The sequence below is a fragment of the Undibacterium hunanense genome, assembly GCF_014284335.1.
GTDB classification, from domain to species: domain Bacteria; phylum Pseudomonadota; class Gammaproteobacteria; order Burkholderiales; family Burkholderiaceae_D; genus Undibacterium; species Undibacterium hunanense.
On sequence record NZ_JACOGF010000003.1, the window covers coordinates 262088 to 287053 of the forward strand.

Genomic DNA, 24966 nt, shown 5'->3' on the forward strand with positions numbered 1-24966 from the left:
TGCTGACGTGACACAGCCCAGACTCTTGATCAGTGATGGCCGCAGCCAGGCGCAACGTCGTTCGCCGGCCTTGAGCGGTGACTACTTCAAACTCAATGAAATGCGTTTTGAAGAATTGCTGACCATGGCAGTCGATTACGCCAGCATGGTCAAGTTCTATCAGCTTGATCTCAGCGAAGACGGTCACTGGCAGCAATATTTCCATGCAGATGAAGTTGTCTTGCTGGCGAATATCCTGTCGCTGGACCTGAAGCAACTGGCGATGCGCTTTGAACAAAGATTGCAAAGCTACAGCCCGGGCAAGGCTTGGTATCAGCATGACCTGACGATAGAGTTTCCACAAATCTGCTCCATCCCGCTGGATTCGCCATTGCTGCTGGCACGGTTGCTGGAATACTGGCTGTCTTGCGCCAAGCGGACAGATGGCCGCACCGGTTATGAAATCACCAAATTACTGGAAAGCATACTGCGTGGCCTGAATAAGGAAATGCTGGCCATGCTGGAACTGGAAGCCGAAATCAGCGCCCAGGATGCCACCTCAGCGCACAGCCCTTCCGCCTTGCCACTGCTGAATACACTGGCAGTCAAGCCTGCCAACCTGCAGGATAAAAAAGCTGGCAGCGCACATACCGTCACCGAGACACGCAGTTATTTTCATGCGTTTTCACAAGCCATACAGATAGTTCAAAACGGTGTACGGCATCTGCTGCCACAATCTATGGCCAGTCAGGAACATGATCCTGGCAGCAGCCTGCTGATTACCTTCATACAGTTGTTCCAAAAGCTGCAAATACGCCTGAATCAATTCGGGCAAGCGCATCTGGATTTTTATTATCACCAGATGCTGAAAATGGAGCAGCGCCCACACCGTTCCGACTATACATTTATAGTCATCCAGCCGAAGCCGGGTGTACGTCAGATTTTTGTTGAGAAAGCCACTGAATTCATCGCCGGCATCGACAAGAACCAGCATGAAATCACCTATGCCAACGAAGAAGCAGTCACCCTGAATGATGCAAAAATCACGGCACTGCATACCCTTTTCTTTGACCAGCGCACGATAAATCGTCGTCTTGAATCAGTCTCCTGTCATACCCAGCCTATCAATGCACTGGCAGATGGCAGCGATGAAAAAGACCATGAGAAGCTACCACCGCTTCCCTTAATGGGCGCGCCCAAACCTGGCGAGCGAAACTATGGCGCCACGGCAGCCCGATTCGGCTTTGCCATTGCCAGCAAGACGCTGTTATTGCGCGAGGGCCAGCGCCGCGTCCGCATTTTATTGCAATACCAAAACACGACTGATCAGACCATAGAAGACTGCCTGCGCCGTTTTGCGCAAGAAAATGCGCACGAGTACGATGCTTCACAGAGTGAAGCAGTGCGCATGAACGATATTTTCGTCAAGCTGTTGCGTGGCATGTTCCGTATTTCACTGACCACGGCCACTGGCTGGTACCGCGTGACTGAATATCGCCCTGAATATACTGGCCTCAATCCCGCCATTGGCCGCGATTGCCTGTCCATAGAATTTTCCCTGCCACCTGAAGTTGCCGCCATTTGCAATTACAAGGCCAGCCTGCACGGCGATAATTATGAGACAGATTTGCCGGTGGCACGGTTTGAAATGACCGAAAATGAATATCGCTACCCCTATGATTTGCTGAAAAGCTGGGTCTTGCGCCACATTCGCCTGGAAGTCGATGTGCAGGGTTGCAGGCAGCTATTGCTGCACAATCAGATTGGCCAGTTAAGTGCCATGTCACCTTTCATGCCGTTTGGCCCTTTGCCGAATGTCGGTTCTTATCTGATAGTCGGTTGTGAAGAAATACTCAGCAAACAACTGGATGATGCAGAAATCAAGGTGGAATGGAATGGCCTGCCTACCAATCTGGGAGGTATTGCTGCTTATTACCGTGGTTACGCGCATCCCATGAAGAGTGGTGAAGTGCTGGCCAGTGTCTCCGTCCTGTCCGGTGGCAAATGGATAAAGGGCCTGGAAGACATCACCCTGTTTGATGAAATGGCACGCGACGACGGCAGCCAGAGTAGTCAACTGGCACCTGACAGTGTGTTGTCGTATCAATCTGCATTGCAATTTTACAAACCGCTGCCTTACAACACCAGTGATGCGGCCCTGCAAAATTTCTCTTACACGCCAGCGACGATGGCCGGTTTGTTCAAGCTGACCCTGGAAGCACCTGAAGGCGCATTTGGACACCAGGAATATCCTATGCTGTTAGCCCAGATCCTGACCGACAACGCCAGACAAAAGAGAGCAAGTCTGGCGCAGGCCTTGCCCAATCCGCCCTATACCCCACAAATCAGTAGCATAGTACTGAATTACAAGGCGCATTCCACCATCCGTTTTGAACAAAGCCGCTTGGTGGAACAAAGGGCAACGCAAGACAAGATGGTACATCTGCACCCTCTTGGTACAGAAACCATGGTCGCAATCAATTCCCGCGCCATCTATCAGATACCGCAATACGATTATCCGGCCAATCTTTTCATCGGATTACAGGGAAGTGATCTGAGTGGTGCCCTGACCCTGTATTTTTACCTGCGCGAAGATTCCTTGCCCATGACCCGCATCAAAGACAGCGGGCTGTCATGGTGGTACCTGTCAGGCAATAGCTGGCAAAAACTGGACAGGGCAAACATCATTGATGATTCTACCGATGGTTTTATGACCAGCGGTATAGTCAGTCTTAATTTGCCAGACGATATAAACATCAGCAACACCATCATGCCTGCCGGTGTACATTGGCTGCGTGTTTCGGCCAATGAAGGCATGGAACGCTTTTGCAGTGTGTATTCTGTTTATGCACAGGCACTCGAGGTCACCTGGTGCGCCAACCAGGCCAACAAAGCCAGCGCGGTATTGCCTGCCATGAGTATCACCCGCAGCAAGCAAAATATTCCTGGCATTGACCGTGTCATACAAATACGTCATTCAGTAGGTGGTAAAAGTGCGGAAACAGTCAAACGTTTCCGCACCCGCGTCAGCGAAAGATTGCGACACAAGAACCGTGCACTGACCGCCAGTGATTATGAATTATTGATACTGGAACAGTTTCCCGAAATTCATAAGGTGAAATGCTTTGCCAACCTGTCCAGCGATATGGACCCGGCCAAACGTCTGCGTGGCGGTCAGATATTGATCGTCCCCCTGCCCTATCTGAACAAGGGTGGACACTTTAATCAGCGCCCTTTGCTGAGCGGCCACCTGATACACGAAGTACAGCAGTTCATTGAAACCTGCGCCCCGCCTTTTACCAAAGTCAGTGTGGAAAATCCGGTGTACGAAGAAATCCAGATTCGTTGCCAGATCAAACTCAAGTCAGGGCTGCGTGGTGGCTGGTACAGCAATCAGATCAATCAGTATCTATGTGATTTTCTGTCACCCTGGCATCCGGTCGGGTATCAACAGCATTTTGGCTGGTGCATACGTGAGCATGACCTTATTTCCTTTTTGCTGGATCTTGACTATGTCGAAGCAGTGACCGGCTTTTCCATGCTGCATATCACTCCAACCGGACAAGGCACTGACCTGCGTTTCAGGATGGATGACAATGCAAGAAATGAACATGGCGCAAAAAGTTTATATCCCATTTATCCGTGGAGTATTGCCGTGCCCATGAATCAGCACTGGATTGTGTTGCAGGACGAATTTGAATCAGCCGATCCGAAACCCGTGGGTATCAATGAATTGAGAATTGGCTCCACCTTTATTATTCCGTCAAGGAAATAGTTATGAAAAAACGAACTCGAGCCATGCTGAGACAGCAGTTTGAGCACGGTAAAATGCCTACCGAGGATGACTTCGGAGATTTGATCGAATCCATGCTCAACATGCTCGACGAAGGCTTTGAAAAATCCGCCACTGAAGGTTTCAAGGTAGCGCAGTTGGGCGATGGAAAATTGCTCAGTTTCTATCAGAATACTGTAGAAGGAACATCCTTGTGGTCCATGGGTCTGGACGTGGGTACGAATAACCTGAGTTTTCAGGCAGAAAAAAATCGCCCCTTGCTGACACTGGCCAGTCATGTTGATGATGACGGCGTCACCCATAGCCGCGTTGGCATACGACAAAGTACACCGCGACACGAGCTTGATGTGGGCGGCTTCATCGCCTCGCGCGGACGGGTCGGACGTGAGGGAAAAATGGCGGTTCCAGCCGATGGCAATTGGTACGACATCAGCGTGGCCATGACTGGCTGCCAGGCCTGGGAAGTTGTTGCCGGTGTGGGCGGCAAAGATGCCGAAGGTCGCTATGCACTGATGCACGCTTTTGCCATGAATGCCTTCAATGCCAATCCACATATCACCTACCATCAAACCCATTTTGGGAACAAATGCAGTCGCATAGAATTGCGCTGGATAAGCACTGACAGCAACTCCCCCTTTGAATTCAAATTGCAGATGCGGGTAGGCTGTACCTATGGCAATGAGGTCTGGATCAAATACCACATGACACAGTTGTGGCTGGATACCCAGATGCTGGAAAGTGACCAGAAACCCAAACTGGCGCCCCGCCCCCTGACACAGCCAGCAAAGGCAAAGAAGTGAACATAGCATGAACCCTATTCATATCACCATCTCGCTGGCGCAAGGCAACCTGATACTGGAAGGTCTGGCAGAAAGACCATTCAAGCAGGTCTTTGCGCTGATCGGGAGCCTGAATCAGCAGGTAAACTTGTTGCTACCGCCTGGCAGCCCGGCCAAGGCTAACGCGGAATTTACATTTTCTGCTGCCGAATTACGTCTCATCATTGAGGTGCTGGGAGAAATGCCCTATAACCGCGTACATCAGTTAGTCCAGCAATTGCATTCTCAACTGAAATTGAGCGAGGTGCGACGACATGCTGGCTGATGACCACATAAAGCGCCTGCAGGCAGACCCTGATGGAATCGATTTTGATGGCTTTCGCCGTCAGGGTGTAGAACTGCTGCAAGCTTTATCTGGTCAGACATGGACAGACTACAATATCCATGATCCCGGTGTCACCTTGCTGGAAATGTTGTGCTATGGCCTGACTGATCTGGTGTACCGATCAGGATTTTCAGTAGCCGATTTCCTGACGCTGGAATCGGGTGGTATCAACTTTGAACGCCAGGCACTGTACCGCCCACAGGACATCTTGCCAATTCGTCCGGTCACAGCTATTGACTACTGCAAGCTCATTTATGACCATGTGCCGGAAATTGACGACATCTGGATACAGACTGACAATCAGGGCGAAAAACTGGAAGGCCTGTTTTCCATTTATGTCAAACTGCACCAGCCTTTATCAGAAATAGAACAGCGCAGTCCTGAAGATGTCAGGCAAGACATCATTGCCCTTTACGCCAACAATCGCAATCTTTGCCAGGATCTGGACCAGGTGTACATCGTCCAGACGGACATTTATTTCCTGGCTGGCGAAATTGAAATTGATGATAGCCGGCCAGCAGCCGAAATTTATGCGGATATCTATTTCCAGTGCGCGACCCTGATTTCTTCCGGTGCGCGCATTACCCGTTTTGAAGAAGCCGTAGCAGAAGGCAAAAACTGGGAAGAATTACTGGACGGCCCTCTGACCCGGCGTGGTTACATTGATGACAGATATTTTGCGCGTACATCGCATAATATCGATGTTGTCAGCCTGATCGCGCTTATACGCCGCATGCCTGGGGTAAAACAGGTGCACCATCTGCAACTGGTCGATTCACAAGGTAAAAAATACGATCACCTTAACTTCAACCTGAAATCCAAGCGCTGCTCGGTATTGGGGTTTCCACGCAATGTGGACCAGATGAACTTGATGCATCTGGTGTATACCCAGACCGGCAGTCAGCAGTTTTCCACACATCACCCCATCCGGCAAAAATTCATGCTGCCGCAGGAAGTCAGCCTGCTTGAGCAAGTGCGTCTTATACTGAAGAAACATGAATTCAATCAACATGCTTTTCGCCGGCACGATGTGAACCTGGATGAGTTAATTGAGCTGCCACAAGGTGAGCACCGGCCACTGCGTGAATATTCTTCGATAGCAGAACACTCTCCTGCCATTTACGGCATCAATCACTACGGTGTACCCAGCTCGGAACCGCCAGAAGTGCACGCCCGTGCCAGGCAATTGAAGGGGTTTCTTTTTGCCTTTGAACAAATGATGGCGAATTACCTGCAGTCATTGCAGGGGATTCCTGATCTGTATTCCCTCGATACAGATTTAAAGCAAAGTTATTTTTCACAACTGCTTGGCAATCAGCAAATACCACTGGTAGAGACTTTATATCGCAATACTTTGAGCCCCAGCCTGCCAGCTGAAATCCTGTCCAAATTCGACCAGTTTATTGACCGCCGCAACCGCGTGCTGGATAGCATGCTGGCAATCTATGGCGAATCGTTCCCGGCGGACGCCCTGCGTCGTTTTAACGTGTACCACCATGAACACGACGACCAAACCGTCATAGACAGCAAAATCAGTTTTCTGGCACACATACGCGAATTAAGTGCGCAGCGTGGCGCAGCAATGAATGTGCACGCGCCGTATTGGACAGGCGCCAACAGGGCTTGCTTGCAGCATAAATTATTATTACTGCTGGGATGTACTGAGGCCAGCCTGGGTCGCTCTTTGACGGCACATTTCTCATCCGCATCCCCGGCCTTTGTGAGTGCCAAAACCTATGAAAAAAAACTGGGAGAACACCCCAAGTACAAGGCCAACGATAGCCATGTTTTGCCCCTGCCGCTGCAAAAAACCGGGGGAATAACCCAGATTAAACGCTTGCCTCACGATATGATCTGTGTGGAGTTGTTGCGTGCAGGTATAGACTTGCAGCGCTACCATCTGGTGGAACGCGCTGACAAAAAAGTCTGGCTATGCCTGGAAGTCGAGCCCGATAAACCCATCTGGTATCTCATTCCACTGCCCAGAGATCAGGCTGTCAATTATGCGCATGGTTTGCGCCAGCGCCTGATAGAACTCAGCCAGCAAAGCGAAGGCCTGCATGTGCTTGAACACCTGTTGTTGCGCCCTGCCAGCCAGCAAGTCAACCGAGATGTTGAAGACGGTTTTTATGAACATCGCGTCAGCATAGTATTGCCCAGCTACACGGCACGTTTTGCCGATCCGGCCTGCCGGGCGTGGGTAGAAGAATTGATTGCACAAAATCTGCCTGCCCATATCCTGCCAGAAATACACTGGCTTGATTATGTCTACATGCACCAGTTTGAACAACGCTATAAAAATTGGCTGGAATTGCTGAATCAGACCCGTCGTTCAGGTCAGCCAGCGGAAGGTCTGGATCAGACGGCAGATGACATCATTACCCTGCTGCGTATCGTCAGACAGAATTATTCACCACAGCATTGGTTATGATCATGAAATCATTCCATGCTATTGATGATCTGATATTTGATTTTTCATTTGCCCAGGGGCAGATGGAAGAATCAACCCTGTCCGACTGGATCAGCACCAGCATACCTGCCCTGATTGATGAAGTGATGGAACAATCCGACACAGGTGCAGGTATTTATCGTATAGAAAAATTGGAAATTGATCTCGGTGAAATGACCGAAGAAGAATTACCAACAGAATTGCCACGACGCCTGTATGCCCAGTTGAGTTCCGCCTTGAACATGCCACGTGAACAAGCCACTGAACCTAGCATTGTTGAAGAAGTTGCGGCTGACGACAGACAGTATCTCGAAGACTTCTTGCGCACGGGGCAATTGGCATGGATAGCATCTACTCATCCTCGTGAAGCGCACATACAGTTATTGGAACGCGTGCTCAAGAACAGCGATGCCGCAAACACCATGAAGAAGATAGTCGCCAACGAACAGATGCGTCTGCGCTTATTGCTGCAATTTGGTGAAAAACAGTTATTCAATGTACTTGAAAAATTACTCGCCGAATGGCCAGCACAGTTGTCGCATAAGGTGCAACAGTGGGCACAACTGGAACTGGCATCACACAGTACATCAACCACAGCTGCACAGGCTTACTGGCAATGGCTGTACCAGCTATCTGCCGGGCAAACGCAAGCAATGGATACAGCACTGCATTCATGGTCTGTCAGCAGCAACAAGGCCAGCCATGAATTGCTGACACAGTATCAGCAATATCTTGAGAAAAACAGTCCCTCGCCGGAGCAGGAACAGAGATCACTGTCCGTATTATTTGGCGAAGAATTCATCGAAAAAATGCTTGCCACAAAAATACCTGACAGGAAAGGTATGAAAGGCAAGCAAGCAGGTATTCAAAGTCCAGAAAAAGAAATATCAGGAAAACCCCTGGACTTCATCACCGATGAAGTCGCCAACAGACAAAATGAGACAACGCCCGCAGTGGCGGCGGTCGACAAAGGGCAAAAACACCTGGCCAGCGATGCGACGACAAATCAGTCTGGTGATCATAACTCTCAAAAAAGTAATCGGGAGAAACCGGGCGACCTGACTGATACACCACAGGACACCATCAACGTTGATCATTTGTATCAGGCTTTATGCGCAGGTGACTGGCCCGCCATAAAACCTCATTGGCAGAATTTGACAGGCAAGCATGCAGATTTATTGCGTCGTGCACAGGCACAGGGATGGACGCATTGGTTGCAAAATGTCCCGGCGGAGCAGTTACGTGTCGCCAGCCAAATTTTGCAGCCACGGGCGAGCTGGGTACTGGAAAGAATACTCAATCAATCCCGGTTTATCAACCCTGACCAGGCAAAACTGTGGTTTGAACAAAGTCTGCCCATTTTGCTGTCCGCCAAACCGTCAAGTCTGCAGCCAGATGCCTTATTAATACAGTTACCGCCGTTGCGCGATGTCGCTGCCGGCATGGAAGAATTGCACACATACCTGCCACAAATCAGTAATGCAAAACGAACACCTGCAATGGCTAGCCAGCCTGGCTTGCATGAACAGGAGGACGCTGACATCGATGCACCGTCAGTGAACAAGGACATCGCACTCTTCGGCAATAAAAAATCAGCACGCAAAACGGCCACAAAAAACAAAATAACGTCAGCAACATCAATAGAGAAATCCGGCGACACTGGAGTCGCTTCAGAAAAACCAGAAGTGCAGGCATCAAATCTGCCCACTTCTACCGGTGATGTAATAACAGATAACGCAGCCATTAGCCTGACCCAGTTGTATAAAGCGCTGGAAAATGCCGATCTACATCAACTGAATCCTCATTGGGAAAGGCTGTTGCATCAGCATGGCGACATCATACGCCAAGCGCAGGCAAGTGCATGGACAGTGTGGCTGTCAACACTGCCACCACAGAAACTGCATGATCTTTGCCTTGTATTACAAGCAAGCGCGACCTGCGACCTGGAAGAATTGATCGACAAACTGCCCGGCAAACTGCCATTCACTGCCCGTCAAGCTTTATTGGCATCTGCCATCCCCCTGCTTTTGCAAGCCGCACCTGACTCAGTACACATGGCAGATTTGCTCAGGCAACTTCCACAACTGCGTGCCCTTGAACAAGACAGCATAGCCACGTCTCCAGAAGCTACGGTGACAGATCAAGTATCAGGAACGACAGGACCGGCTCATATCGATATGAATGCTGACACAGATACTGCTACCGATGTACATGCAGACAACGGCAACGATGCAGACAGCGATACAAATATTCAAGTAAATGTCGACGCACCTGTCAACGCAAATGCCGCTACATATACCCAGCTCAGTACCGACACAAATGTGGACATAAATGCTGCGATAGACATAGTTAAGCTCGGTGCCGCTGATACAGACACAAGTACAGATACAGACACAGACACAGACACAGACGGCAAGCAAAATCCAGCAACGATTGAATTATCTGCATTGAGCAAACAATTGTTTCAGGCATTGTCGGCTGTTGACACTGCTGCGATCATGCACACGTGGACATCTGCAGGTGCACAAAAGATAGACAGCCTGAGGCAGGTATGGATGCTGATTCGTCATCAGCAGCGACAAGAAATTCTGCAATCGCTTGATATCGTCGTATTGATGGAATGGGTGCAGATACTGCAACCACAAGCAATCCAACTGGCGACGGAATTACGACAACAAGCCCGACGTCTTGCACAAGTTGCACAGGTGCTGCGCACACACAAAAATAATCTCTTACCAATAGAAGCATCAACGGCTTCAACAATGGGCATATCAGACAATACAGCAACTGAGACAAAGAACACTGCAACAATTAATGTAGGGATTAATGCAGGGCTTGATTCAGGGATTAATACAGAGGTTAATGTAAGAAACAGTGCAGCGATTGGCGCAGAAAGTATTCCAGTAACGAGAAACACTTCCAGCGCAAATCTGTCCACCGCCGAAATGGTAGAGCAATATGCCGAGCAGCTCCAGCGCAAATCAATGCAGCACCTGTTGCAAGCCAATACTGAGCAGGCAGCTCCAGTAAACGTCATCCAGGCAATACTGAGCGATCAGGAACATGCTGCTGACATCGTGCACATCTGGAAAAAACTGCCGGATATGGAACAACAGGCAAAGCAGTTACACCAGGCTTTGCAAAACTGGTCTATACCGGACCAGATCGCTACGACGAAAAACGCTGCAACACAGCAAGCTGATGCTGATATCGATGCTCATGCTCATGCTGATGTTGATGTTGATGCTGACGCCGATGCAGCATCCTTTATGCAGGAACACGGCGATATACCAGCACCCACCGACATCAGGGAATCAGGAAAAAATCAGGATTTCTCCAATTTCCGTCTTTGGGTTCAGGGTCAAGTATCTTTATGGACACTGGAACTCAGCAACGATCAATTGCAGCAATGGCTGAGATGGTGGTTTGCCAGCAATCCGCAACAAGGCCTGGAGCAGGACCAAAATCAGGACCATCATCTGCTTTTCCGGCAGTCTGTCATTTCTTATTTTGAACAGGCAGAATACCCTGCCCTGTTCCTGAAACTGGTACTGACACAGTTACAGCAAGACAAAGAAATTGACCTAGATCGTTTACTGCAAGAATCCTTGAGCCTCGCCTCGCAAGAGGAGATTGTGCCACAGGGTACGGTGCATACAGATCAGGCGGAAAGCCGGTTGCAGTCTGGTATTCAGACTCATAATCACGTCCATAATCAGGTCCATGCGCAGACACAGAATACAGCAACACCCGGCATGGAACGTGAAACTGGCTTTGAAGCCGAATTTAACCCGGAGCTTAGTTCCGAACTTAATTCGAAATTAAATTCTGAATCAGATTCCAGTGTAAATACCGAATTAACACCTGAATACACATCTGCCCATTTATCCCCAACTCTCAATCCTTTGCTCTCTTCAGATCTGGGCAAACAGCTCTTGCTATGGCTCACCAGAGAGCATCATGGTCCCGATGCCGTAAAGGACATATCAGATCAACACCCGGAATTTACCAGCCTGCTTGTTCAATTAAAACAAGATAGCAGCATATTAAATGCATGCAACAGCGCACAGTTGCATCAGTTGCTGCTGGATTACCTGGGTCTGGAATACGGTGATCAAACCAGACAGCACTTCCTGCAATCCATAGAACGCTATGCATTGCAATCGGCAGATTTACATACTTACTTAAGAATGGTCTTGCAAGACCTGCTGGCGCAAAAAATCATAGACTTGGAGCAGATACTGGCGGTAAGCCGGGATGCCGATATTCAATTGAAGGCACAAGTCATCAGTGCGTATTTTCCGCGAGAAGTTACTGACGAAGTTAAAGATGAAGTTACTGCCGTCAATCAATCCGGTCAGCCAATAGCAACAATACCGACGACCCGCATGCAGGAAGCCGTACCCGACCTGCCGCAAGTTAATGATAGTCAGGGTAGCAAAGACATTCCAGATACGCCAACTGTTCCAGACATGCAGGACATCATTACCCAGGCGCAGGCATGGAACACACCTGCCCTGCATTTCTGGTTGTCACAGCTAATGGCATCCACACCTCAACTGCGGGCTACGCAGGTATGGCTGATGGCATTGGAAACACAAATCAAACAGCTTGCCGGTGCAAAAAATGCAGCCCTGATACCGTATTTGTTATTGCAAATATTAATGCACAGGCAAACTGATGAACAACAGCAACTCTCCTTCAGGCAGGCGATATTACAGTATTTCCCTTACAGTGAAGAACAGCTTCAGGCTATTGCCGCGTGGCTGAACAATGATGCGCAAGCGCTGGAATTGCAACAAAAAATTGATTTTTGCCTGGCACAGGCCGACGCACAGCCTCGTGATATGGCTGCTCAGGGTGATGACACGATCGCAAATACAATCACAGCCACAAGCTCAGAGCAATCAGAAAATACATCAGCCAACGAGCCGGATGCAGAGCCACAAAAAGTGGCTGAAAGCCAGGCAAACGAAATCCCCAAAGCCAACAACGAACAGAGTGGTGACGCTCACGTCCTGTATGAAGCCGTTATACCCGGTGTGACACCAAGACGGTCTTCATCACCCGCAGAGGTGCCACCAGACAGATCAGTGCAGCAGCTCATGCCCAATCTGCCGCATCGTATTGCGCAGGCCATGCTGCAAGCCAATATGGATAGCCTGGCACCTGTATGGGCGCACTTGATGACAGCAGAAAGAAACCTGCTCGAACAGGGGCTGCGTCGCTATATGGTACGTCCGGAAGAACAAAGACGCCTGCTGGCACAGACAAGCCACGACAAGCTCAGGGATTTGATCCATGTACTGCAACACCTGGCGGGCAGTATGCTCGGTATCGTCTGGGCAAACTGGAATGCTTGCCAGGCAAGTGCCAATCCATCCGCCAGCGCATCTGCATTGAAAGAAAAATTACTGGCAGCCAGCTTCTCTTTCTTGCTGACATCCACGGCAGATACGTTTCATGCAGAAAACTTCCTGAGAAAACTACTTTCTGTTTTCGTGCAGGATTCAAGTACCGATGCAGCCATGCTATCGCTTGCTCAATCCTGGCTGGCACACTTTAGTACCAGCAGACCAGAGCCACTATTCACTGCACTCAACACCCTGGTGTACGGCCGCAGCTATTTGCGCGTATTACAGCAACGCATATTGCCACCGGCAGATTTGCCGCAGGCTGCCCTGCCAGTATCTGAGGCAGAAGACCATCCGGTTACGACAAAGGCAAAGGCAATGCCAGCGACGATGGACGTCAATGAGACCGGCACCAGTCGTGAATTGATTATCTCCACGCTCAGCAATGAATTCCCGCAACTGATGCAGGAATTTCTGCATGAGCTTGAACAGACAAATCTGGATCATGCACAATTTTCACCAGAAGAATGGCAACACCTGTTATATACACTTTTGAATCAATTTCCTGCCAGGCTACAAACCAGTTTCTGGAAACAATGGGAAGAGAAATTTTTTCCTGCTGAAATACAGCAAGCCGCCTCAGACATGGGAATGCCAGATCCGTCATTCCTGCCTGCGGGCCAGGCTCTGCTTTGGTCAGCGATACCAGAAGAAACGTACAAAACCAGCCTGCAAGATTTATTATTCAAATCAAAACAAGTTGCAGAGTATGCCAGAGCCAATGCGGCAACGGTCAACCAGGATACCCTGTCCTCTGCCAGAGTACCAGGTAAGCCACTCAGCTATGCAGTGAAAAAAACTGCTACATCTATTACATCGGCTAAATCAGCTAAAGCGGCTGACATAGAGAATATACAGAATGTAGAGAATGCACAGGATGTACAACAGACGCAGAAAGACCAGGCGCGATCGGACGTGGAAAGACTGGCATTTATCCTGCAACGTCATACAGAACCGGATGCAGAACAAAAAACGATCTTTGTCTTGCTGACGCAAAAACTACTGGCAAATAACACGGAAACACTCAAGGCAATGGCCGGTGAAGTGATGACCAGCGCACTGAGCAGGCCACAAGGCCTGCGCCGCCTGCTAGATATTTTGCCACCTCTTGCCCTGAAAAATCTGCTGGGAAAATTATTGCCAGTTTTCTCACCAAGATTGCCATCGCTGTTCGTGCAACTGGAAGCAGCCCTGGGAATAGCGATTCCGCCACTGGCCAACTTTGTCTGGCGCATCGTGTACGAAAATGTCTTTGTCAGTCACATCACGCAGCCCGGCCCGGCATTTACCCAGGCCATGGTGCGTGGCCTGGCTTCACACTATCAGGCAACAGATATTGCTGACTGGTTAAGCAAAACCGACGACGTGGCATTGCAAACGCACAGAGACGTGGCAGACGCACCGGCAAGATCAACACATGCGGTTGAGCAGAATACTCCTGCCCCGGAAAATAAATCCGGCGCTGTCAAGCCAGCCGAAGCCATTCAGCCGCGCAAGGACAGAACGCAATCCGGTGACATACCAGATCGTGCGGATATCAATGTAGACAATATCCATATACACAATGGTGGACTGATCCTGCTGGCGCCGTATATACAAAGACTGTTCGATATTCTGGAACTGACCAGAAACGGTAATTTTGTTGATGAGCAAAGTGCACAGAGATCCGTGCATTTGCTCCAGTTCATTGTTACCGGTGAACTGGAGACACCTGAATACCAACTGGTGCTGAATAAATTATTGTGTGGAATTAAGGGCGGCATACCGATATGCAGCGGCATCAGCATCCTTGACCGCGAAAAGGAAGTGATAGAGCAAATGCTGGGAGGCGTGATCGCCAACTGGGGAGCACTGGGTGGTTCCTCCATCGCGGCCCTGCGGGAAACTTTTTTGCAAAGGCAGGCGCATTTGTACCGGCAAGATGAGGCCTGGCACATGAAAGTGCTTCCAGGTACGTTTGACATGTTACTGGATCGCCTGCCCTGGAGCTTCGCCCTGACCAGACTCCCCTGGATGGAAGAACCGATACATACAACCTGGCGCGGATAGACCAATTTGTGGAAATGACAGATAGAGATATGAACAACAACGCAGCATGCCTGGAGCGAGAAATAGCCTGGTTTACCCAGGTTTGCGATATGCGCTTCCGTAGCTATTTTAGCGACGGTGATGACACACGCCCCTTGCAGGAATCATGTCCTGTCCCGGATTTGCATACGGATGATGGCCCGTATGCAGAACTGGTATTGCAATATCAAATGGGATTTGAAGAAAGGGTCATTTTTCTTTTGGCATTCTTGCCCCATTGCCGTCCGCAGGCGCTGGATATTTTCATGCTGCAAAATGCGCAAACAGGACGAGCCTACAGTGAAATTGGTGGCTGGCGCGGCAAAATTCATGGTGGTTTTTTACCGACCTGCGAAACCGCTGCCTTCATTCTGGCCGGCAATGACCTGGAAGAACGCTTTAACGTCGCACGTCTGTTCCAGGAAGACCATTTTTTCCTGCAACAGGGCATTTTGCGTTTGGAACATGGTGCCAATGGCGAGCCGTTTTTTGGTTCTTCCTTCATGCTGGGGAATGAGTATCTGCAAAGACTGAGCAGCGGTGAGATTCACAAGCCTGATTTCAGTGCCAATTTCCCGGCCAAACTGATGCACACCAAGCTGTCATGGAGCGACCTGGTATTGAATCCAGAAGTCATGGAAGAAGTAGAAAACATCGTGACCTGGTTAAGACATCCTCAGTTGATCCTGCAGCGCTGGGGGCTGGAGAAAACTGTCAAGCCAGGCTACCGCAGTCTGTTTTATGGTCCACCGGGTACCGGCAAAACCCTGACAGCCTGTCTGATAGGTGCTGCTGTTGGCGCAGACGTGTATCGCATCGATCTCTCGATGATCGTTTCAAAGTACATCGGTGAAACCGAAAAAAACCTGGCCAGTGTATTTGACCAGGCGCAAAACAAGAAATGGATCTTGTTTTTTGATGAGGCAGATGCGCTTTTTGGCAAACGTACGCAAACCAGCAGCTCCAATGACCGGCACGCCAACCAGGAGATTTCCTATCTCTTGCAAAGGGTAGAAGATTTTCCGGGCGTGGTACTGCTGGCGACCAATTTGAAGGCGAATATAGACCAGGCTTTTGCACGTCGTTTTCAAAGTGAAGTCTATTTCGCCATGCCTGACCCCACGCAACGCGAGCGCCTCTGGCGGGGATTGTTTTCACAGGCTGACAGCCTGGGCCCGGATGTTGATTTCAAACGACTGGCCGAAAAATATGAATTGTCTGGTGGTGCCCTGCTTAACGTCGCGCGTTACGCCGCCATACGTGCGGTCAGAATGCAGCGCCAAGCCATCGTGCAAGACGACCTGATAGCTGGTATTGGAAAAGAATTAATGAAGGATGGAAAAACACTATGATTACCATCATGAAGCGACATTCATATCGCCCCGGTTTATGGCAATTAAGCTGCCTGCTGCTAGCGTGCAGCATTGTTTTCGATAGCCAGACATGGGCCGCCTCCCCTACAACACCGACGACACCGGCAAGTGCGGGCAGCACAGCAACAGCAGCCAGCACCAGCGCAGCCAGTGCGGGTAATACCGCGCCAGTTGCAGCAGCAGTAGTGACATCAGCAGCCCCAGCCCCTGCGATTGTCCCTGTTATCGCTCCTGCTGTTACCGTTGCCGTGCCCGCGCCCGCCTCAACCGGTGTCAGCAACTTGCCGGTATATGCAGACAAGAACAAGCTGGTGTCAGCCAGAAAGTCTGTAAAGGCAAACTACATGCCGGCCGTCATTGTGCCGGCAACCGCGATCGCTCCTGCTCCTGCCCCAGCTTCCGCACCTGCCGCTGCAAGTACCGTATCTGTCATCGTGCCAGCGCCAGCCGCAATGACCGCACCACCGCAAGTACCACAAATGTCGCAGGCAACATCAGCATCAAAGGCCGCCAGGGCACCGGTACTGACATCCATCACCTCGCCAGTTTTCGGAGATTATGAGCGTATCTGGCGCATCTCCAACTTCCGTAACCTGAGTCATGACGTTGTACTGCAAATGCAGCAACAGATGGGACTGGTCTATTATCCGCTGGCAGATTGGAAACATGATTACGCCTTGCCCAAACAACCGCTCAACGATGGCATACTGGGGCCGATTACTGCATCCTGGCTGCAGCGTATGTGCTTCAATTTCAAAATTCCCCTGGATGAAAGTCTCGGTACCCGCCTGCCAGCAGCAGTAACGCGACTGGCAGAATTCGCCAAGAAATACCCGACAGAAATGGGTATCCTGATCAGCCCGGACTTTGAAAGCTGGGACAATCTCGAACCTGAGCCACAACGCGGGCAGGATTTTCAGGTCAGGCGACAAGGCAGCGATGCCGAATTGCTGGCACTGGTAAAACGCTATCTGTCCAGAAAAAAAACAAGAACCAAAACAACAGGCAATAGCAATGATGTCCGTGAACCAAATACCGTCTACATCTACTCACTGACAGCAGATGACCTTGCCATACTGGGAGGAAAAGACCAAGTCATACTTGCCTTGACGGCACTGAAAGATAAAGAGTTTGATTCGGTAGAAGCCATGAAAGCCGCCGTCAATCAGGCATTGGGCAACCGTGCACAGTTGTATCAACATCTGTGGCCCCTGATAGAAAAACAGATCGTTGATGTCACTGGCTACCAGATCAATGCGTCCAAACTCGCTGCCTTGAAAACACAGAACGTCGACGATGCCGCTCTCAGGGCGCTGGCCAAACTCAATGACAATTATTTCCTGGATAAGTCAGAATTGGAATTGAATGTGAACGATGTCCTGAAGGATTTCCCGCCCGAAGAGGTAGCGGCGACATTCACAAAACTGAGCAAACAGGCTGAGGTGCTGGATGGCGTGCAACTGAATGCACAGTCTTTGGTCAATTTAAAAAATGACTTGAAAGGCGACATCAACAATGCCAGCGTGCCGACTGGCATCATAAAAATGCTGAAGGAAATTCAGGACGTTCAGTATCCGGATGTCAATCTGTTCAATAGTGCAGCGCGTGCAAAAATCCTGTACTCCTTAGCGGCCTGTAAAAAGAACCTGCCACAGGATAATCAATATGTTGCCAGTATACGCTTCGGTGATGATGAACTCGCCTTGCTCAAAGCAGACTTGACCAATCTTGAAGCAGGCCTCATTAAGGGTAACGCACAAATCGACCTGAACGCTACATTTGACAGACTGACCAAACTTCGTGCGCGTCAGAATGCCTGCTCCATGGAAGAGTACAAAGGCATTATTGCTGACGTTGCCAAAATCTTTGACAGCTATCTGGCAAGCATCGTTGACGCTACCGCCAGGAAAAATTACCCTAATTCCGGTTTGCCCATCAAGTGGAATGGTGGCAAATGTGGTTGCGCACTCGATCATGTAACAGGTGTGGTCTACGGTTTTTATCCCTTCTGGGCCAATCAGGGCAAAGAACAGACCATGAATTTCAGCATGCTGAGTCGTATTGCTTATCATGCCCTCAGTATGGATAACCTGGGTGAACTCAAACAGAGCAATGACCTTGCCAAGGGTGGCCAATTCACCATCGATGATGGTTCAGCCGCGCAGAATGAATTTATTCAGACCGCCCGCAACTACAATACCAAAGTGGACTGGGTGGTGCAAAAAAGTGACTGGGATGAATGGAATAAATATCCACGGGAAAGCAAGCAAGCGATCTTCCGCAGGCTGGCAAACAATATTATCAACCTCCTGCATACCCCTTTAACGGATAGATTCTCCAAGGCCATGCCTTATCTGACCCTGGGCTTCAGCAGAACACCAAAACGCGGCGATGGCGTCACCATCTATTTCCAGGATTATCCGAAAGACGCCGATTCTGCCCAGTTATTCAATGAATTTTATGGTTATCTCAGGCATAGCATGTCTGGTGACAAGGTCGCCATCAATGTTCTTTTGTCCAGACAGGCACTGGCAGATCAGGATAGTGCGTTTGGCATGGCAAACTTGATCAAGTTGCGTAAAGTGGAAAGAGAAATCCATGGCAGCAAGGAAGAATACAATCGTGATCTGAAAACCTATTTCCTGATCTTGCTGGATGAACCAAGTACCGATGCCAAAAAACTGCTGCGCCATGATATCGACGTCGAAAGCGGTATCAGCGGTGCCGAACGGGTGGAATTTTTGCAAGGCATTGTACCGGTCGTACAATTCGATAACCGCAACTGGCAGCAGCTGGAGGCAGATATCGCCTACATGAATTACAACTTTGGCGGTATGGGCTTCTGGCCACTGCCTGTCGCCAATCTGGCCAAGCCGGTTCCGGCCACACCACAATCCTGCGTAGCATCAGAGCAAGTTTTGATCTGCCTGCTGGAAAATTTCAAAATGCCAGGCACGGAAAATCGCTTGCCTTCGCTCATCGCCCGTGAAGTCTGCGAATACCGCTGGCCGCTTATCATCCTGATGAACTTCTGGCTGATTGCGATTGCCGTATTGGCCTTCCTGTATTTTAAATATTGCAATATACAAAATTTCATCCGTCAGTATTTTTTGTGGATGTTGATTTTCGTTCTGGTGCCACCGTTGATTATCTTCACCCTGTTGCTATTTTATGATCCGACCTGGAGCGGGCTATCGCAAGGAAATCTGCCCTTCATCATTGCGCTTGCCGTGATCGTTGTAGGTACCATAGCGGGTTACCTGTACATCCGCTCTCAGCGCGAATTACCGCAGCGAGAGAGGATCAAGCAGCAAAAGAAAAAGCCCAGGGAATCATAGAGCCTATATGTGATATGCGATAAGTGTGATAAAGGGTAGATATGAATCTACCCTTTATCATTTCAAAAAAGTGGATGAGGCTTGCTACAACATTAAGTCAGCAAGGTTCAGGCATATAGTCACGCGGCCAGCCATGGTTGCGGCGAAAACTCGGTGACGATGCCAGACCACGCAGACGTCCCAGATCAAATTGCGCAAGTTGTTGTGCGACTGCGCTATTGATGGTGATTTTTACCTGCATCATGAGTAAATCCAGGTTGCTGCCAGTGATATCCAGATTGCGCCGGGTTACATGCTGTCTGATGTCTGGCGTCTCTGCCTCATCCAGTCTTTGATGATCTGCACGTGCACCTTCTTCTACCATGCAAAAGCAGTAATAGACATCGGCCAGGGTCATTGTGTCTTGCCAGTGGCAACAGTGCCAGCCATCTTTGCCAGCATCGCAGGTGACCAGTTGATAGTCGTGAAGAATACGAATGATGGATCGGACCAGAGCAGGCCGTTTGCCTGTACAACGTGCCAGCTCCGTGATGGAAATGGAATCGGGCATGCTCATCACTAGTTTTGCCAGCAGTTCAACGGCAATATAAAACTGTTCGTTGATACCGGCATCGGCAAAAATTTCAGTTTTTGAGCGTACCTGTTTTCTTTTTGCCAGACTCATGTGCGCAATTCTTCTAAATCATTGTGGATACCGGGGCGTAACGCGGCTTTCGGCTACGCCCCGGTCTTGACGTTTATTTTGTAATGGTCAGCAATTCGCGCTTGCCACCTTTATACGTATACAGCGTCAAAGTCCCATCAAGAATGTCGCCACGGTTGTCAAAGGCGATCATCCCCGTCACACCCTTGTGTTGAATCTTGCTCAGCAAAGGAAGATATTTGGCTGGTTCAGATGAACCGGCCTTTTGCATCGCGTCCACCATGGTCATGACGCTGTCATAGGCATACGGTGCGTTCAACACCACTTCATGGCCAAAACGCTTCGCAAATGCCGCCTTGAATTTGATCAGGTCACCTTTCTTGGCTTCTTCGACACCGCCCGCCTCTGCGCAAACTACCTTGCCTTCACCTATCGCATCGCTGGCCAGGTTGGGCAAATCAGATGAGCAAATACCATCACCACCGAAAAATTTGGCTTCAATGCCGAGCTGCTTCATCTGACGCAACATGGGGCCTCCCACCGCATCCATACCGCCAAAGAAAATCACATCCGGATTTTTGCTTTTGATAATGGTCAGGATAGCGTTGAAGTCAGTTGCCTTGTCTGTCGTATATTGACGCGTGACGATGGCATCTGGCCCGGATTTGCCGATGACACCTTTGACAAATTCATCCGCCACCCCTTGCCCATAGGCCGACCGGTCATCAATCACTGCCACTTTTTTTGCATGGTTGATCTGCACCGCAAAACGCCCCAGGGTCCCACCCAGTTGGCCATCATTGGCGACAACCCGGAAAGCCGTGTTAAATCCCTGAAGCGTATATTTAGGATTGGTCGCAGAAGGTGATATCTGAGGTATACCAGCGGTTTGATAAATCTTGGATGCCGGAATAGTCGTTCCTGAATTCATATGGCCAATCACACCATTCACCTTGGCATCGACCAGTTTCTGCGCCACAGTCGTTGCCTGCTTGGGATCACTGGCATCATCTTCTGACAGCAATTCAAATTTGGCTTTTTTACCACCTATGCTGAGACCCTTGGTATTCAATTCTTCTATCGCCATTCTCGCCCCTTCTTCGGTATCTTTACCCATGTGGGCAGATGGGCCGGAAAGTGGGCTGACATGGCCAATCCTGACGATCAGGTCCTGAGCCTGTGCCTGATGATAAGCAGTAAGTGTAGATAGAGTGGCGGCAGTGAGCAGACCAAATTTTACGATCATAATTTTCTCCAGAATGCGACAAAAAATTCACCCGCCATAACGGGTGCCAAACGGACGATGCACACAATTTTTGATAACAGCCCCGGCTTTCAACAGTTCGGCATCACATATTGTTCAGGCATCGCATTTACCGTAAGCGCATCTTGGTATGATCACTGCGTAATCACAAACCAGAATTTCTATAGAAAGGCATTAGTATTACTAATGCCAATGGAACTCGCAGGCAAATACCCCTTCGTCAGGTGACGACAGGGTATAAACAAGGATAAATAGATGCAGGCGATTGCTTTATTTTTACAACAATCCATGTAATTCTGATGTATCACAGGGACTAAGCCAGGCTGACCAGGAAGCTTTCCCGCTCCAGTTCAAACTTGCCGCACTCAGCAACTATCCATTCCTTGAAGAACTTCACCGATTCGCGATTCGACGTGCCATGGTTAAAAACCAGGAAATACTGAGCACTTGACCTGACGGCCTGCAATATCACAGGCACCAGCTGTTTGCGCTGCAATTCATCCATGATCAGCGACACACGTGCCATAGCTATTCCCTGCCCCTGCAAGGCAGCATTGATCGCCAATTGCGACAGATTGAACTGATTGCCGTGCCGGACCGTGCCTTCCAGTTCTTCATTGCCATCTGGCGCATAGCTGCGCAGCCAGGCGGCCCATTCATCAAATGCCGGTGCGCCCTCCCACGGCGAATCATCATGCAGCAACTTGTGCTTTAGAAAATCAGCCGGTTCCAGCACAGTCGACTGCTGTTGCAGGTAATCGGGGCTGGCCACCGGCATCAGATATTCATGCATCAGAGCAGTCACCTGCTGATCGCTATCGTCTGGCAGTTGTCCATACATCACCAGTACGTCTATCGCCTCTTCATTCATCAACGCAGCACTCATGCCAAACAGCTCCCCACGCAGGCGGATCTCGATATCCGGATACAAGCGGCTAAAACTGTTCAGGCGCGGCATCAGCCACATCATGGAAAATGAGGGAGAAGCACGAATCAGCAGGGTTTTATTGGGACCGGCGGGCTGAATGGCATGCAATTCCGTCTCAAGATCACGCAACACCTTGCGCACGACGCGATACAGGCGCTCACCTTCAGGCGTAATCGCCAGTCCACGCGGCAGACGCTTGAACAAGGCAACGCCAACCTGCTCTTCCAATCCTTTTATCTGCTGGCTGACTGCCCCCTGGGTCACATGCAATTCCTCAGCAGCACGGGTAAAACTGCGATGGCGGGCAGCAGCATCGAAATACTTCATCGCATGCATGACCAGGGGTGTCAGTAATTGGCGTTGCGACATGGCGGCCCAACAGTGAGAGAAAGGAGCAGAAATTATATATCAGCATCCTACGCATTAGCCCAACTAATGCCAACAATAGGAATTCTGGTTTGCCTGCCAGACGCTTTTGGAAAAGAATACCGTCAGGATAAAAACGGAAGACAAGCCATGCGCAAACCCTTGATCGGTATCTCGCCAGACCGTAGTGACGAAGCAAACAACATAGAATCGCATTTCTTTTTGCGTAGAAATTACTGTAGCGCCGTTGCCGCTGGTGGTGCCATCCCCTTGATATTGCCGTATCAGATGGAATTGGTTGAACATTACCTGGACAGGCTGGATGCCATTGTCCTTAGCGGCGGCATGTTTGATATTGATCCCCTCTGGTATGGCGCAAGGCCTGCACATAACAGCCAAATGTGTCTGAAGCCCGACCGTACCCAGTTCGAACATGCGCTGCTGCGCGGTGCACTGAAAAGAAATATCCCTATACTGGGCATATGCGGCGGCATGCAACTGATTGCCGTAGAAATGGGCGCCCGATTGTTTCAGCATCTGCCATCTGATATGCCGAGCCAGATCGAACACAAACAAACGGCAACATGCGATATCGCTACCCATCGTATCAAACTCGCAAAAGACAGTCGCCTGCAACAAATACTGGGGCTGGACGAATTGCAGGTCAACAGCCTGCACCATCAGGCTGTGATAGAGGGAAACCAGCGCTTGTTAGTCAGCGCCAGTGCTGATGACGGTGTCGTCGAAGCCATTGAAATCATTGGTCACCGGTTCTGCATAGGTGTGCAATGGCATCCCGAATACCAGGCTCACGCTTCTGAACACAAGCTGTTTTCGGCTCTGGCAGCGGCAGCCATTGAATTCAGAATCATGTCCGGCATCTTGCCAGGCCAGGGCTCGCTATGAGAATCTGCATCATCGGTGCTGGCGTCATTGGCCTGACCAGCGCCCATGCGCTTGCCAGGCGCGGTCACGAAATTATCGTGGTCGATGCATATGAGCAGGCTGGCCAGGGTGCCAGCAAAGCGAATGGTGCCCAGCTAAGCTATTCCTACGTTGCACCACTGGCAGACGCTACGGTATGGAAAAGCCTGCCTGCTTACCTGCTGGATCCACAATCACCTTTACGCTGGCAACCACAATGGGACATCCGGCAATGGCAATGGGTAGTCCGGTTTCTGCACGCCTGCACCACGCACAGATCAAGACAAAGCAGCATCGAACTGTTGCGCCTGGCATTTTTCAGCCGCGATTGCCTGACCCAGCTGCAAAATGAACTGGCATTGGATTTTGATCTTCGTACAGCCGGGAAACTGGTCATGCTATCTTCTGCCAAAGCAGTAGACGTGGCCTCCAGACAACTCGATTTTCAGCGTCGCTACGGTTGCGTACAAGAGATGTTAAGTCCAGCGGATTGTTTAAAGGTAGAACCATCACTGGCTTTGTCGGGCAGAGACTGGTTTGGCGGCGTCTATACGTCATCAGAACAGGTCGGCGATTGCGGCGTATTTTGTACACAATTGAGCAAGCATCTCGCGCAAGCAGGTAATAAAGTCGAATTTGCTTTCAATACCAGCATTACCTCAGCCATCGTCGCTGGTGGAAAAATCATGGCACTGCAATCCACCGCCGGCGACATCGTGGCCGACGCCTACGTACTGGCAAATGGTGTCGGCAGCGTCGCCACAGCGGCATCAATGGGAATCGAGCTACCGATCTACCCATTGAAAGGCTATAGCCTGACTTATGAAGCCAGTGACGATAAGCAGCTCCCCAGCGTGAGTGTCACTGATCTGAGCAAAAAAATCGTCTACGCACGCATAGGCAAGTATCTGCGGGTGGCTGGAAAAGTGGAAATGACAGGCAATGACCTGTCGCTAAAACCGCAACGCTGGGCCGGCATCGCAAATGAAGCACAGCAACTATTCCCGGCCCTGCGTCAGCAACAAGGCCGGACGTCTCCCTGGACCGGCCTAAGGCCAGCCACCCCAACCGGCATACCCATCATCGGGCGCAGCAAGCTGAAAAACCTGTACCTCAATACCGGCCATGGCGCTTTGGGCTGGACCCTGGCCTGCGGTAGCGCAGAAAAACTGGCAAGTGAACTATGTAACGAACCCATTCCCGCTGCGCTACAGACATCGCAAACCCATCAAATCAAACCACACGAAAACCCACATGGATAACT

General features: G+C 50.1%; 12 protein-coding genes. 9 read left to right on the forward strand and 3 right to left on the reverse strand.

The annotated features are described in order from the left end of the window. The first annotated feature begins 7 nt into the window (after positions 1-7). The 7 genes from H8L32_RS28150 to H8L32_RS07290 are packed head-to-tail and all read left to right on the forward strand — an operon-like array spanning position 8 to position 19577. On the forward strand, positions 8-3754 hold the full coding sequence (locus tag H8L32_RS28150; RefSeq protein WP_186946499.1) for a baseplate J/gp47 family protein: 3747 nt from the start codon (positions 8-10) through the stop codon (positions 3752-3754). A gap of 2 nt (positions 3755-3756) precedes the next feature. Next, a complete protein-coding gene (locus tag H8L32_RS07265) occupies positions 3757-4572 on the forward strand; it encodes a hypothetical protein (RefSeq protein ID WP_186946500.1) in 816 nt (271 codons plus the stop codon). 7 nt (positions 4573-4579) lie between these two features. Then, complete coding sequence (locus tag H8L32_RS07270; RefSeq protein ID WP_186946501.1) at positions 4580-4876, forward strand: hypothetical protein; 297 nt, start codon at positions 4580-4582, stop codon at positions 4874-4876. Next, on the forward strand, positions 4866-7367 hold the full coding sequence (locus H8L32_RS07275; protein WP_186946502.1) for a hypothetical protein: 2502 nt from the start codon (positions 4866-4868) through the stop codon (positions 7365-7367). The genes H8L32_RS07270 and H8L32_RS07275 overlap by 11 nt, the downstream gene beginning before the upstream one ends. A 2-nt stretch (positions 7368-7369) precedes the next feature. Next, entirely contained in the window at positions 7370-14848 is a 7479-nt protein-coding gene (locus H8L32_RS07280) for a contractile injection system tape measure protein (protein WP_186946503.1), read from the forward strand. Between the two features lie 29 nt (positions 14849-14877). Continuing rightward, entirely contained in the window at positions 14878-16218 is a 1341-nt protein-coding gene (locus H8L32_RS07285; RefSeq protein WP_186946504.1) for an ATP-binding protein, read from the forward strand. Positions 16219-16226: 8 nt separating this feature from the next. Continuing rightward, the gene (locus H8L32_RS07290; RefSeq protein WP_186946505.1) at positions 16227-19577 is read left to right on the forward strand and encodes a hypothetical protein; all 3351 of its coding nucleotides are present in this window, start codon (positions 16227-16229) and stop codon (positions 19575-19577) included. Between the two features lie 97 nt (positions 19578-19674). On the opposite strand, the gene H8L32_RS07295 is transcribed toward H8L32_RS07290, so the two are convergent. The 3 genes from H8L32_RS07295 to H8L32_RS07305 all read right to left on the reverse strand — a co-directional run bounded on the left by H8L32_RS07295 (position 19675) and on the right by H8L32_RS07305 (position 22781). After that, a complete protein-coding gene (locus tag H8L32_RS07295; RefSeq protein ID WP_186946506.1) occupies positions 19675-20241 on the reverse strand; it encodes an Rrf2 family transcriptional regulator in 567 nt (188 codons plus the stop codon). A gap of 73 nt (positions 20242-20314) precedes the next feature. Further along, on the reverse strand, positions 20315-21466 hold the full coding sequence (locus H8L32_RS07300) for a branched-chain amino acid ABC transporter substrate-binding protein (RefSeq protein ID WP_186946507.1): 1152 nt from the start codon (positions 21464-21466) through the stop codon (positions 20315-20317). Positions 21467-21797: 331 nt separating this feature from the next. Next, positions 21798-22781, reverse strand: coding sequence for a LysR substrate-binding domain-containing protein (locus tag H8L32_RS07305; protein WP_186946508.1), 984 nt, complete (start codon positions 22779-22781; stop codon positions 21798-21800). A 147-nt stretch (positions 22782-22928) separates the two neighbouring features. Between H8L32_RS07305 and H8L32_RS07310 the strand changes: the two genes are divergently transcribed. Both H8L32_RS07310 and H8L32_RS07315 read left to right on the forward strand, forming a co-directional pair. Continuing rightward, a complete protein-coding gene (locus tag H8L32_RS07310; RefSeq protein ID WP_186946509.1) occupies positions 22929-23684 on the forward strand; it encodes a gamma-glutamyl-gamma-aminobutyrate hydrolase family protein in 756 nt (251 codons plus the stop codon). Then, the gene (locus tag H8L32_RS07315) at positions 23681-24964 is read left to right on the forward strand and encodes a D-amino acid dehydrogenase (protein ID WP_186946510.1); all 1284 of its coding nucleotides are present in this window, start codon (positions 23681-23683) and stop codon (positions 24962-24964) included. The genes H8L32_RS07310 and H8L32_RS07315 overlap by 4 nt, the downstream gene beginning before the upstream one ends. Positions 24965-24966: the final 2 nt, after the last annotated feature.